This is a genomic window from Kordia sp., assembly GCF_965283645.1.
GTDB lineage: Bacteria > Bacteroidota > Bacteroidia > Flavobacteriales > Flavobacteriaceae > Kordia.
In genome coordinates, this window is the sequence record NZ_CBDIPG010000001.1 from 4,949,808 (window position 1) to 4,964,287 (window position 14,480).

Sequence of the window (14,480 nt, forward strand, 5' to 3'; positions counted from 1 at the left end):
ATCTCTTTAATGTAAAATGATTGATCGATTCTTTTATGAGTTCATTTTTGGTATAAATAGAAGAATAAAGCCTCAAATTCTATATACATAACAATTAGAACACCTTAAATCCGACGTTTAACGCGAAAGTGATTTTTTAAAGAATGTATAAGGCTGTTTAATTTACAGCACAAAAAAACCGAAAACATTTTGTCTTCGGTTTTTCTTTGTTTTTTTATTTCTGTGTACATTATCTCTTCAATGTAAAATGATTGATAAATTCTTTTGGTGTTCCATCAAATGGGTCTACATATTCTACTCTAAACCAATAATCTGCCGATGGCATTGGAGTTCCGTTGTAGGTTCCATCCCAACCAGCTCCTGCTGGACTTATTTGTTTTAAGAGTTTTCCATATCTGTCAAAGATGTAAATCTTCGCCGATGGCTGGTTCTGTAATCCGATAATATTCCATGTCGGATTGTAAGCATCTCCATTTGGAGTAAAGAACTCCATAAAGTCGATCAGTCCAAAAGTCCTTACCAGCTCTCCACATCCGTTGGTGTCTCTAACCGTGATGGTATGTTGTCCTGGTTGTAAATCTGTAAAGATTCCATCTATTTGCCACTGTCCATCATCTAATTGATACTCATAACTTCCTGAACCACCTGATGCGGTTGCTGTGACAGTATGCGTATCTGAGAATGCTGGTGTGTTTACTGCAATATCCAAGGTTGTTGGCGCTGAAGAAGGTGTATAGGTTACACTATCATCAAAAGTACAATTGGTTGGATGATTCATATCGGTTACCGTTACACTATAAGTTCCTGCTTCGGTTACTTGTACCGTTGGCGTAGTTTCTGTTCCACTTGGTGTTGTCCATTGGTAGGTATAACCTGCTCCAAAATCGACTCCAATAGTTCTTATATCCAAGGCTTGTCCTGTAGCATCTACACACAGAATATCAGCTGCAGGTAAGGTAAATACAGGCAATGGATTTACTTGTAAGTTCACTAAGATTGGATCTGATAAACATCCCGTGATGGTTTGTCTAACACGTGCATAGAGCGTTTGTGGATTGGACATGTTTACATATGTACTTGCGTTTGCAATACTATTGCTGTCCATATCCGCATCGGTAGCACTTTCATAATACACCACTTCCATATCAGCTTGTCCATTAATAATGGTTGCATCCAAACTTGTCAAATCAAAGGTTGCTGTGTCTTGATCTGTTTGATCATCTGCACAGAGTTCATAGGTATTTGGAGCAGTTGCCGTTGGAATTGGCTCTACACTGAGTTCTAGACTCGCAATGTTGTTGGAGTTGATACACTCAGTTGCAGTATTCTCCACACGGATAAATACCGTTTGTGGATCGGTGGCATTCTCAAATCCATTGACAAGTGCCGCTGTTCCTGCCAGCGCATCTGCCACCGTTGGATGATAAGTTACTGTAAAGGCTGCAAGATCTTGTGGCGCTTCTAATAGATTCAGTGAAGCAGTTACCACATCCCACTCAAACTGTCCTGTGTTATCATTGTCATATTCACAAAATACATATTCAAAAGTTGTACTAGTTAGTACTGGTAATGGATGTACAATCACAGGAAGCGCTACTACCTTATAACAAGGTAGCATATTGCTATCAATCTGCAAATCACTCTCCACACGTACATAAATAATTACCTCTCCATCAGTATTGGCAGTTGCCATATCAATACTATGCATGGTCGGATCAACAATGGCGTTTGTATCATTCATAGCATCTGTTTCGCTTGTGTGATAACTAACTGTTACATTGTTTTCATTATTTACAATCTCTGCTTCTGACAAAGTAAGATCGAATACTAAAATACCATCTGCATCATCGTCACATTGAGTCAGTGGCTCAGGCATGGTATTAGGTGTTGGAATTGGAAGCACACGAAGTGTCATGGTGATATCAGTGGTACATCCTGCGCTATTGGTGGCTCTGATGTAGAGTGTTTGTGGGTTCTCCACATTTTGATACGCCGTTGGATCTACAATTGGTGTATCACTAGCTAAATCAGTCGCATTGGCATAATACGCAAGTGTTAAACTGGTATCGCCACCTGTGATTTCTAAATATTTCTCTGTCAGATCAAATGTTGTAAGCTCGTCACTATCATCTCCACTTTCTGCATCATCACACAGTGCAAATGGTATGGGTTGTACCAGCACTGGTGGTCCTACCACAATGATATCAAAACGACCAATGGCAAAACATTCCGTAGTATTGTCTTCCAATCGTACCCAAATGGTTTGTTGATTGGCTACAATGTTGGTATAATCCGTTAGATTTACAATTGGATTGAGAGCATCTGCTGCATCTTGCTGACTCTCATGATAACTCAGCGTGAAATCACTTGGTGTTTGAGTTCCATAGATTTCTGTTTGGGTCTGGGTCAGATCAAACATATCAAAACCATCCAAACTATCGGCATCATCACACGCTTCTATATCTGTAATCACGAGTGGCAATACTGGAATTGGTGTCACCGTTAGTTGTAACGGTGTCACGGTAAAACAACCTGTAATAGTATTGGTAGCAAGTACATAAATTTCTTGGCTATCCATCATGATATTGGTGTATGGACTTGCCAGTGGAAATAGATTCTGCTGTGCATCAGCCAGTGTTTCATGGAAACTATACACCACATCGGGTTCATTGTTGATGATATCGTTTACTAAATCATCCAAATCAAAGAGTTGGAATCCATCATTGTCCTCATCACAGATATCTGCCACTAACATTCCGTTAGGATTTAGTGTTGGACTTGGCAGTGGATTGACACTGATGTCAAAAGTGATGGTGTTTTCACAACCTGTGGTATCATTGGTGGCTTTTACAAAGATGGTTTGCACTCCAGGTTCTGTATTGCTATACATACTTGGATTGGCAATTGGCGTGTCACTAGCTAGATCAGCCGCATTGGCGTAATAATCAAGACTAATTCCAGGTGCGCTGTTGAGTAAATCTTCTGAGAGTGATGTTAGATCAAATACTTCAACACCATCATTGAGCGAAACGGCATCACAGAGTTCCAGTCCTGGTAATTGTACCAATGTTGGTAATTCATTGACGATTAACGTTAGGTTGGTTACTGTAAAACAGCCAGTGGCTAAATCTTCCACACGTACCCAAATGATTTGTGGACTTGGTGGAATGTTGCTATAGGCGTTTGTGTTGTTGATCTCGCCTGCGTTAGTTCCTGCAATAGCATTTGCTTGTGTGTTGTAGTAACGAACATCGTGAGTTAACGGATCTTCTCCGTTTAGAATGTCTGGTTCACTTTGCGTCAGATCAAACTGAGCAATACCATCGGTATCAGCATCACACTCGGCAAGAAGCGTGGCATCCATAGCGGCAATCTCTGGTGAATCGTGAACAATCAAATCAAGTGGTACGACATTGAAACATCCCGTAAGGACATTTTCAACACGTACATATATTGTTTGGTTATAGGCGTTGATGTTGGTGTAACTATCTGCTAACACATTGACATTGTTATCCGCATCTTCTGGTGTTTCGTGGTAGGTGACTGTTACCTGTCCTGGAATTACGCCACCTGTAATTTCACTCTCCGTGCTACGAATGTCGAAGATTCCGAATCCATCGTTGTCCGTGTCGCAGTATTCTAAATCGGTCGGGATATTCGCCACAGGCGATTCACTGACAACAATTTCAAAGCTAGTGGTGCTAAAACAGCCTGTTGTTCCATCTTCGACACGTACAAAAATCATTTGTGGATTGCTGGTATTTGTATAGGGAGAAGCGAGTGGATTCATGTTGGTATCCGCATCCGCTTGTGTTAGGTAGTATTGCACCGAAACACCTGTTTGAGTTCCGATGATTTGTCCACTTTGAGAATTTAAATCACTTGGCGCAATTCCGTCAAACGGATCGTCACACACGGCTAAATCATCGGGCATGTTAGCAATTGGATTTTCATTGATGATTAAATCAAAATCCATGGTAGTATTGACACAACCTGTTACGGTGTTTACCGCACGTACAAAAATGGTTCTTGGAAAAGAGGTGTATGGACTTGCTATAGGATCGGTATCGGACTGTGCATCCGCAAGCGATTCATGATATGAAACATCAATATTGGCTTGTCCGTCGATTACTTCTGAATCTTTTGTAGAAAGATCAAAAATGAATTGATTGGCATCATCACTACAAACGACATAATCTGTAATTGTGTTTTGCGTTGGCAATGGATTTACTGTAAGACTGATATGTTCACCAAGACCAAGACAGGCATTGTCCACATCACTATCGACACGCACCACAATGTTTTGTAAGTTAGGTGAGGCATCATTTCGGTGATTGCTAATATCTGGAATTGCGTTTGTTTCTGCCAAGGCATCTGCAAAGTTTTCGTAGTAGGTGATCGTTAATGTTTGACCAGTAGCTGGAAAAAGCGCGTTGATTTGTGCTTCCGCTGAACTGAAATCAAACGTAGCTACACCGTTGGTATTGTCATTATCGATGAGTTCATCATCACAGACTTCATATTCTATTTGAAAGGTAGCAGGAATCTGCGTAGTAGCTACCGAGAGATTTACCTGTCCAATTCTAAAACAACCATTTACAGTTTCTACATTTGCGTAGACTAATCCGCCATTTGTGCTGGCAAATGCTGTTGGATCGGCAATAGGATTGGTGTTATTCTGCGCATCAGTAAGATCCGTATAATAGGTAAATGTTTCATTGGCAAAATCATTCGATAAGAGTGAATTGGCTTCTGTGAGATTAAAATCAGAAACTCCATCAGTATCATCATCACATTGACGAAGCAGTACAGGTTGTAGAACTACAGGCAATGGATTCACCACTACATTAAAGGTAGTCGTTTCAAAACAGTTTGGATTGTCAATATTCTCCACACGAATCACCACTTGATTTCCACCAGCAGTAGTATTGATATAGGAATCTGAAAGCGCGTTCATGTTATCATTCGCATCATTTTGATTGGCATGATAGGACACAGAAAACTGTGTAGGATCTTGCGTATTCAGTACTAAAGGATCAATCGTTGTCAGATCAAAGGTTGTAAAGCCATTGGTATCATCTCCATCAACGGCATCATCACAAAGCTCGTAATTCATCACGGCATTCGCAACAGGTTGATCGAAGACATCAAAGTCAAAAGAAATGACAGCAGCACAATCGGTGTTGTCATTGTTTTCTATACGAATAAAGATCGTTTCGAGTGTGTAAGCAACTTGATTTGTATACATTCCTGCAATAGGATTGGTGTTCATATCAGCATCCATCTGTGTAGGATGGAAGGTAGTTGTAAACTGCAATGGATCTTGTGTTCCGAGAGCAATCGCAATGAAATCATCTAAATTCAAGGTAGAAAATCCATCATTGTCATCATCACAAATGAGTTGATCATCGATGACGTTGGCGGTTGGTGTTGTAAATATGGTTACAGTTGCTTGTCCTTCTAGCGGACATTCTCCATTATTTTGATCAATAGTTACCTCATATAATCCAGCATCTGCTAGTGTTACATTTGTTAAATTTAGTTGAAAAGTATTTGTAGCTAAAGGATTTCCTTCAAACGTCCATGTGTAGGTTGCACCAGGAATATCATCGGCTGTCAGGGTATAATTTTGTGTGGTACATAATGTCAAATCTGTTGTAGAAACTCCATTACGTATAATATCGATTGGTGTTGCAAATAACGATTGAATGAATGGTGGAAGTCCAATTCTGGAAAGATTTGTATTTGTGCCTGTAATATCTAGTAAAATTCCATTTTGATTGTATACTACAGCTGGTCCAGCTGCTTCAGGATTTTCTATAACACCTAAAAACTGACCTGATCCAGCAATATTGTTAAAGTCTAGTAAAGCTCTATATATTCTTCCATCAATACCAACTTGAACAGCTCCAGCAGAAAAAACAGGAGAATCATTAATTGTGAATTGTGAACCTGGAATATCCGCGGCTAATAAATCGTATTGAAGTAATAAACTGTTTCCAGTTCCAGCATCTCCAAGTCCAACAGTAGCATATAATTTTGTTGCTTCAGGTGAGAATTCTACTCCGTAAGGAGAATCTCCATCATATAATTCAATTTCATTGCTTACAATTCCAGAACTATTATCAAAGTCATATAACATTACTTTTCCAGGACCATTTCCACCTTCTACAGTAGTGAGTCCTAAATGTGCGGCCGCTAATTTATCTCCAAGTGGAGATGCTTTCAAGTATCCTAAAGCATTTCTTCTGTATCCAGAAATAGGGACAATTGTTGGAGTATTACTAACAACTGGGTTTGTGTCAACTCCTACAGCATCAACTTTGAAGGCATAAAAGTTATTGATAAAGTGTGTTATAACCCAAAAAGAATCACAATCAGAGCTTTTTACAGCAGATATTTTTTCAGAACATTTGAAACGTGTTTCTTGAGGATTTGTAGTGTCATATGTTATTAGTGGAACATTTTTTTGAGCACCATCAACAAAACCAATTCCGTCTGTCATGTCTACAACGGAATAGTTTAATCCATTATTTACACCACCATCATTATGATGTGGTTCATCTACCGTAAAAATGTAATAGATATTTGGGTCTTGTGGTTTTGGTACAATAATGGCGGATGAAGTACTTGAACTATCTCCATTTAAACCAGTACCATTTGTCATGATTAAGTGGTTTCTATTCCAAACAGTAATTCCGTCAGTATAGAATAATAATTCTCCATCTGTATCAGAAATAGAGGCGCAACCTTCGAGTGTATCTAAGCTTCCATTAGTTACAGCAGTTACAGTTCCTGTGTCAGGGTCAAATTGTAATCCTGCATTTTGACCAAAATACCAGTTAGCAGCTTCGCCTTGTGCAAAAATTAATGTTGGTACTATAATAAAAACGAATAGTAAAAGTTTTTTCATTTGTAATCTTTGTTTTCTGTGCATGTAAAATGCTCAATGCCTAAGTAATAACTCGTTTTGTGCGCTATTATTTTATGATATTGAGAATTAATCTTTTCTGAGCAATGTGCAATTGAAATAACAGTTTTTATACTAAACAGCTATGATTTTAAAAAAGGGAAATCATAGAAGGAGTTATATTGAGGTATTTCATAGCAATTATCAATACTCAGCGGTTGCCAAATATACTAAATTAAGAACCAAAAAAAGAGCGAATTTCTCCGCTCTTTATATAAAATCTATTCGTTTGGTATACTATTTTGTTATAAATCTCTACTTTTTAATAATCGGTAGGATAAAAAGATATAAATAAAAATCCACGCGCCTGCAATTACAAATTCATACCAATATGCTGGATAGTCAGTTATAAGTGTAACATCAGTTGGATTGTGTAGAGCAACAATTCGTGATGCAGGTTCATCAATTAAATTCCACATTGCGGTAAATGGGAAAAACTGCATAATTTCATTAGAAATATCATAATTGTACCATTTAAAGCGGAATAAACCATATAAAATAAGTTCTAGTATAAAACTTATAAACAAGAAACCTAATGAAAAAGCTGATCGTTTTATCAATACACCTACAAACAAGCATAAACTAAAGAATGTCAATAGTTTTACAAAATAGGCTAAGATGAATTCAGTGCCACTAAAAACAGTGTCAATATATAAATCTTGAGATGGTGTGTTGAGCACACCAATGGTTAACGTAATCAAAAATACAACAAAAGTAACCACTACCGAATAGGCTAAAATGAAGTAAAACTTGGAAAGAATGACTTCTTTTTTGCTCAATCCGTCAATTAAATTTTGCTTTAAAGTTCTGTTACTGTATTCGTTCCCAATCATGGAAACCACCACAATAGCAAAGAAAAACTTAAAGAAAGCAATAAAAAATGTAGTAATATGCCATATGTATGGAAACTCAAAAATTTTAGTTTCTGATAAGTCAAGTGTAAAATATCCAAAAAAGTTAATCTTTATAGAGGAAAGAATTAAAATGGATAGTGGAAATATAAAAGATATTAATAATAATAGTTTGCTGGTTCTGTTGAGCCAGAGTTTTTGAAATTCTATTTGTAGTAAACGTACCATAGTCGATGATGAATGAAATTAGTTAGATTGATTTTCGGTAAGGATTAAGAATTGTTCTTCCAAGCTTTCTTTTCGTTGCACTAAGTGCGATAGCACAATACCTTCATTAAACATTTGTTTGTTAAAATCGGCAGCACTTAAAGGTGCCGTTAAAAAAGCGGTAATCAATCCGTCTTGTCTTTTGATTTTCCCAAAAGAATTGTTATTCTGTAAATACGACAGTAACTGATCTTCTTGCGCTGTTTTTAATTCAAAAAATCCTTGACTCGCTACCATTTCGTCCACGCGTCCTGAATATATTTTCTTTCCTTTTCTTAAAATTACGACATGCGAACATACTTTTTCAACTTCATCCAATAAGTGAGAAGCCAACAAAATAGTAGTTCCTTTTGACGCAATTTTTTTAATAATTTCTCTAATTTGATGAATTCCTTGCGGATCTAGTCCATTTGTTGGTTCATCTAAAATTAAAATTTCTGGATCATTCAATAGGGCAGAAGCAATTGCTAATCGTTGTTTCATTCCTAATGAAAATGTTCTAAACGAACTGTTTTTTCGTTCTAAAAGTCCAACGAGTTCCAGTTTTTTGTCAATTTTATCAGTTGAAACATTTTTAATTTTGCACACTAACTTTAAATTGTCTTTTGCAGACATGTACGGGTAAAAATTTGGGCGTTCAATAATGGCGCCTACTTTTTTCAAAGCATCATGTACTTGAACATTTCCGTCAAACCAATGAAAATTTCCAGAAGTTTTATTAACAACATTTAAGACCATTCCTAAAGTGGTAGATTTTCCACTTCCGTTAGGTCCTAAAATACCGTATACATTCCCTTTTTCTATGGTGAATGATAAGTCTTGTACTGCTTTTATTAAACCAAAGTTTTTACTGAGGTTTTGCAGTGTTAGAATAGTTTTCAATATGAATAGTTTTTTGATTGATTGTATATAGTTGACGACTCAAATTAAGATTTGTTACAAAATACATGGAAATCTCCACTTTCTCTACTTTTTTTAAAATCAAATGTAGAAATAGTCTTATTGGGTACACCTGAACATATTGAGTTTTAAAAATACTTCAAAAACTATCATATCATATAATTTAGAAAAACCAAAAAAGGTGTATGCCGAAAAACCGATTTCAAACAGAGTAGGCAATTTAAATTTATAACTATGTTAAAAGGAATTTTAGGAATTAAGGGAGTTTCAGAATTAAAAAAACAACAGCAAGCAACAATTCGTGGCGGTGTAAATTATGATCCTCAAGTATGTATACAATGCCAAGGAGTGCCACTGCCAAATGGTGGTTGTTTTATTTCAGAAGTCAATGAACCTTGTTTAGAAGGTTTGGATGGTTAAAAATAGATGAAGTTAAAAAGGTAGCATATGTTATAAACGATATGCTACCTTTTCTATGTGAATTATGCTTTCTGTTCTTTGTTAAAATACACTAAGTAATAATACATTTGCTTTTCTTCGTCCCAACCTTTTTCTACAAACTTCTCCGCAGATTCTGGATTGATGAAATCAAGTTTAATTTGAATATTCGTATCTAAATTAATAGTGTTTTTAATACTTTTTCGAGCAGATGAAACGGCTTTGTTTGCAATTGGAAATTCAGAAACATCTTCAATACTGTATTTTGGACCTTTCTCAACTTTATAATGTTTAAATTCTGGAATCAAATCCGGATTCTCAATTACATCATTTAAAAACTCTGTTTCTTCAAACGTATCATTTTTTGCAAAATGATTCACAGCTCTGTTCATAAACATTACTTCTTCCTTCTTATCTTCCGCAGGAAAAACAACATCTTTTGCAAAATTTTGACAGAATTTCAAATATTTTTTGGTGTAAAAATTCTCGTCAGCAAACGCATCAACACCTAAAAAATGATCTAACCAATATTTAGTATCGTATTTATTACTGTCAACCGATAAAATTTTATAACCTTCTTCCTTTTTTACATTAAAAATAATGCAGCCTTTATCCAACTTGTTTAATGAAACTCCTTGTTGAAATAAGACATCTAAATTACTTCCGTTTTCTTCAAACTGAAGAAAGTCGTTCTTAATCTCTGATTTAAAAATTCCAACGGCATCTACTTTTTCATTATCAATAACAACGTTTTCAAAATATCCAACATACACTTCACCACTTTTAATATGTGGATGTTGCGATTGTTCAAACAATAAAGAAGCTATCTTTTTTGAATTTTCATGAATAGAAGCTGGATCATTAAAAACAGCAGTTACAATTGCAAACAACTGATTAAATTCGATATCAACTTCATTCGTAAACTGAAAATAATTTTCTTCTTTTTCTCTAAAAGGTTTGAAAAAATATTCTTTAAGTAATGGTGTAATTTCATCCGTTAATTGATACGGTTCTGAAGAAAGAAACACATTTTCATTTCTACTTTTATTTCCAACTTTATGAATAGATAACGAATCTATTTGTGCACTGTATAAATTGATCATTATAGGGTATTTTATTTTCTGAGAATACTAGTTTCCAAAGACGAAATTATACGTCTTTTAGAATCTGTTGCTGATTGGCAAAAGTAATAGAAAAAAACTTAAAAAATACCTTGACGCTGCTCGTTTTATTCACAATAAAATAAGAAACACCTACACAAATGATTTTGAGCAGCATAAAAGAAAATGGTCTTTTATAAAACAAAAAAAGTCGGAAGATTTTTTCTTCCGACTGTAACTGAACCTAAGTTCATTTTTTTATTTATCGCCAGTACAACCGTGACATGAATTATTAGGACAAGACATTGTCTGATCTGGTCCACCTGTGCAACCTATTTCTGAGTTACATCCAGGGCCATCAATTACAGAGATAAGTGTGCCGATAGAAATTGTCGTAAAAGTTCCGCCACTAAGTGCATTCTTTTTAAAATTTGAAACTAAACTCTTGTTCAAATTCAACGATTTTAAATTTCTTTTTTTCATAATAATAAGGTTTTATAATAATGATTAATTAATAACTCAAACCTATAAGATTTCTGAACAAGAATAAAATAATGATAATCGTCATTTATAAATCACGACAAAAAAAGCCAATGAAACTGCATAACGCGGTCATTGGCTTGTTATTTTATAAGATTTTAAGGCAATTATTTTTTAGAATTACTTTGCAACGCTTATCCTATTTTAGGTAACTACGTTTGTTCAAACTAGTTCCAATTTTCGTCAAAATTTAAACTATCATAATCATTAATGTCTAAATCTTCATCATCATCTTTCAATCCGTATGGATCTTGTTCGGCTTCAAACTGTTTGTCTGGCGCGCTATCTGGTAAAATTCCGTGTGTAAACAATAAGTTTGGGTACAATTCTCCAACTACAGGTTCGGCAATTTCAGCAAGTTCTACCAAAAATGTCCACATGTTTAAAAAATCGTACACATAAATCAATCGTGTTTGATCTTCAGACAAAACACCATCTAATGTAGTTTCATTCATCAATCGAATAGAATTTTGTCCTTCGCTCATATCAAACTGAGAAATTTCTTCTCCTTGATTCCATTCATCATCACTCACATAAAAAGACGCCATTTCCATTCCGTCAAAACCAAATGCTTGTGTAATGGCATTGTGAAAGTCTTCAAAAGTTGCATCTTCCTGAATTTCAATATCTCGGAACACATCTTCTTTGGCATCTAATATAACTCTGAATCTATAAATCATGACCTTTTAAAAATTTGGATTGCAAATCTACAAACTTTCTACGTTGTTTACCGCTTTATTTGCTTCTAAGATAAGATAAAATTGAATTCCGAATAAAATGGTCGCAATTACAATATGTATAGTTTGTGTTCCAAATGGAAAATCAAAGTAATACATGGCAATTCCCGAAATGATTTCTAACACTAATAAAACCATAACCCAATATATCTTTTTGAAACCTAATTGTAATTTTCGGAATCTGTAAAATAAGGCTACATTCACCAAGAATACAACAACAGAAAACGTTCTGTGAACATAAAAATCGAGTTCTGGTTTGGCAAGCCATAACTCCTTACTTGTTTCTCCTAATGTGTGAATTTGCTCGTCTACAAACTGTCGAACTTGTGTTCCTAATACAACTTGAATCAATGTTAAAATAATAGAAACATAGAGTAATTGTGTGAAAATTTTGTCTTTTTTATGCGATTTAATTTTACTCGAAGTTACATGAATAATGTATAGCAACACGGCAACAATAACCAACGCCATCACCATATGAATCGTAATTTTAAAAGGTGCTAAGTTTGAATCTACAACTGTTTTTCCTAACCAAGCCTGAAATCCCATGCCTAAAACGGTAAAGAATGATAAAATTGGAATGCTTTTTCGTTCGTTCCAATACCAAAAAGAACCAATTAATAATACCAACGTAGCAAGTCCGGCTAATGCGCCAAACAAGCGATTGATATATTCCACCCACGTATGAAACGCGTTAAAAATAGCATAATCATGTTTTGTATATGGTTCCCAGTTTTCACTGATAAAAGTTGTTGTCGTTGTAAAATCTTCTTTGGCAACTTGCAATGCTTCGTCCACAATAATCACCATTCCGTCTTCATAAAAATGATTGGATTTCCACTCTAATTGTGATTCTTCTGTTGGAGGAATGTAATATCCAAAACATTTTGGCCAATCAGGACAACCCATTCCACTTCCAGTCATACGAACAACGGCACCAGCAATGATAACGAGATATACGAGTATGAGTGTGACTTTTGCAATGGTGTGAAAATGTTTTTTCATCAATCTGTATGTTTATTTCGGTTAGCTAAAAAGTTTAAGTTGCGTTATGTACTTTTAAACCTAATTCTTTTCCTTTGGCAAGCATAAATTTGTATGCTGCATTGTGTTCGTTTGGAATATCACCTTCCAAAATTGCTTCTTTTATGGCATGTTTGATGATTCCGATTTCGCGCGAAGGTTTTAAATTGAATGCTCTCATAATTTCTTCACCAGAAACTGGTGGCTGAAAATTACGTACTTGATCGCGTTCTTCAACTTCTACAATCTTTTCACGAACAATTTTAAAGTTGTTGCGATACTTTGCAAACTTCTTCGGATTTTTGGTTGTAATATCCGCTTCGCACAAGGTCATTAAATCTTCTACATGTTCGCCAGCATCAAATACCAAGCGACGCACTGCCGAATCTGTCACGCCATCCTGTGACAATACAATTGGTCGCGAACTCATCATCACCATTTTTTGAACGAACTTAACCTTTTCATTCAACGGCATTTTTAATCGTTTAAAAAGTTTGTGTACCATTTTTCCACCTACAAATTCATGTCCGTGAAATGTCCAACCAATCTTTTTGTGAAAACGTTTCGTTGGTGCTTTTCCAATATCGTGTAACAACGCCGCCCAACGCAACCAAACGTCATCTGTGTTTTCAGAAATATTATCAACAACTTCTAAAGTGTGATAAAAATTGTCTTTGTGTGTTTGCCCTTCCTTTTCGTCAATTCCTTTTAAGGCGACTAATTCGGGTAACATATGAGGTAAAAGTTTTGTTTTTTCTAACAATATAAAACCTGTAGAAGGTGTTGAACTCAATAAAATTTTATTCAACTCTACTACAATTCGTTCTTTCGAAATAATATCAATACGAGTTGCATTTCGTGTAATTGCTTCTAGCGAAACAGGATCAATTCTGAAATTTAATTGTGTAGCAAATCTGATGGCACGCATCATTCGTAACGGATCATCCGAATAGGTAATATCGGGATCGAGTGGTGTTACAATTCGCTTGTCTTTTAAATCTTGTAAACCGTTAAACGGATCGAGTAAATCCCCAAAATTGTTTTCATTTAAACTCAACGCCATTGCATTGATAGAAAAATCACGACGATTTTGATCATCTTGAAGCGTCCCGTTTTCTACTGCAGGATTGCGACTTCCACGTTCGTAACTTTCTTTTCGGGCGCCGACAAATTCAATTTCTATTTCTTTGGTTTTAATCATGGCAGTACCATAATTTTTAAACACTTGTACTTTTGGTTTATTGGGTAGGAGTGAAGCTGCTTTTTTCGCGAGCTCAATTCCGCTTCCAACGGCAACAATATCAATATCTTTTGCATCACCGCGTTTCAAAAGTAAATCGCGCACAAATCCACCAATTACATACGTTTCGAGCTGTAATTCGGTTGCGGCTTTTGAAATTGTAGAAAAAATATCGAGTTGTAATGCTTCTTTGTAATTCATCAATGTATTCTAAATGTGGTGCAAATTTACGAATGTTTTAGGTATTATAAATATTTAAAAACATCATAATTTAATATTTACAATTGTCATTTCGAATGATTTTCGAAAGAAAATTGTATCGAGAAATAATTAGAATATCTAAGCTGTTCTCGATACTTTTGACTCTTATCAAAAACTAGAACTGACGTTCATAGATATTAGCAACTAGCCAAT

9 protein-coding genes are annotated in these 14,480 nt (G+C 35.5%); 1 reads left to right on the forward strand and 8 read right to left on the reverse strand.

The window, feature by feature from the left end; translation table 11 throughout:
• Positions 1-229: 229 nt before the first annotated feature.
• The 3 genes from ACQ654_RS21715 to ACQ654_RS21725 all read right to left on the reverse strand — a co-directional run bounded on the left by ACQ654_RS21715 (position 230) and on the right by ACQ654_RS21725 (position 8,970).
• The gene (locus tag ACQ654_RS21715) at positions 230-6,913 is read right to left on the reverse strand and encodes a T9SS type B sorting domain-containing protein (protein ID WP_430412443.1); all 6,684 of its coding nucleotides are present in this window, start codon (positions 6,911-6,913) and stop codon (positions 230-232) included.
• A gap of 302 nt (positions 6,914-7,215) precedes the next feature.
• Positions 7,216-8,049 carry an ABC transporter permease gene (locus ACQ654_RS21720; RefSeq protein ID WP_430412444.1) on the reverse strand — a complete coding sequence of 278 codons (834 nt, stop codon included), beginning with the start codon at positions 8,047-8,049 and terminating at the stop codon, positions 7,216-7,218.
• An 18-nt stretch (positions 8,050-8,067) separates the two neighbouring features.
• Positions 8,068-8,970, reverse strand: a complete 903-nt coding sequence (locus ACQ654_RS21725; protein ID WP_430412445.1) for an ABC transporter ATP-binding protein — start codon at positions 8,968-8,970, stop codon at positions 8,068-8,070.
• Positions 8,971-9,222: 252 nt separating this feature from the next.
• Here ACQ654_RS21725 and ACQ654_RS21730 point away from each other — a divergent pair, with 252 nt between their 5' ends.
• On the forward strand, positions 9,223-9,408 hold the full coding sequence (locus ACQ654_RS21730) for a hypothetical protein (RefSeq protein WP_430412446.1): 186 nt from the start codon (positions 9,223-9,225) through the stop codon (positions 9,406-9,408).
• Between the two features lie 62 nt (positions 9,409-9,470).
• On the opposite strand, the gene ACQ654_RS21735 is transcribed toward ACQ654_RS21730, so the two are convergent.
• The 5 genes from ACQ654_RS21735 to ACQ654_RS21755 all read right to left on the reverse strand — a co-directional run bounded on the left by ACQ654_RS21735 (position 9,471) and on the right by ACQ654_RS21755 (position 14,267).
• Positions 9,471-10,529, reverse strand: coding sequence for a nucleoid-associated protein (locus tag ACQ654_RS21735; protein WP_430412447.1), 1,059 nt, complete (start codon positions 10,527-10,529; stop codon positions 9,471-9,473).
• A gap of 255 nt (positions 10,530-10,784) precedes the next feature.
• A complete protein-coding gene (locus ACQ654_RS21740) occupies positions 10,785-11,009 on the reverse strand; it encodes a hypothetical protein (protein WP_430412448.1) in 225 nt (74 codons plus the stop codon).
• 224 nt (positions 11,010-11,233) lie between these two features.
• Entirely contained in the window at positions 11,234-11,746 is a 513-nt protein-coding gene (locus ACQ654_RS21745) for an IS1096 element passenger TnpR family protein (protein WP_430412449.1), read from the reverse strand.
• Between the two features lie 27 nt (positions 11,747-11,773).
• A complete protein-coding gene (locus ACQ654_RS21750; RefSeq protein WP_430412450.1) occupies positions 11,774-12,808 on the reverse strand; it encodes a COX15/CtaA family protein in 1,035 nt (344 codons plus the stop codon).
• Between the two features lie 34 nt (positions 12,809-12,842).
• Positions 12,843-14,267 carry a CCA tRNA nucleotidyltransferase gene (locus ACQ654_RS21755; RefSeq protein WP_430412451.1) on the reverse strand — a complete coding sequence of 475 codons (1,425 nt, stop codon included), beginning with the start codon at positions 14,265-14,267 and terminating at the stop codon, positions 12,843-12,845.
• Positions 14,268-14,480 lie beyond the last annotated feature (213 nt).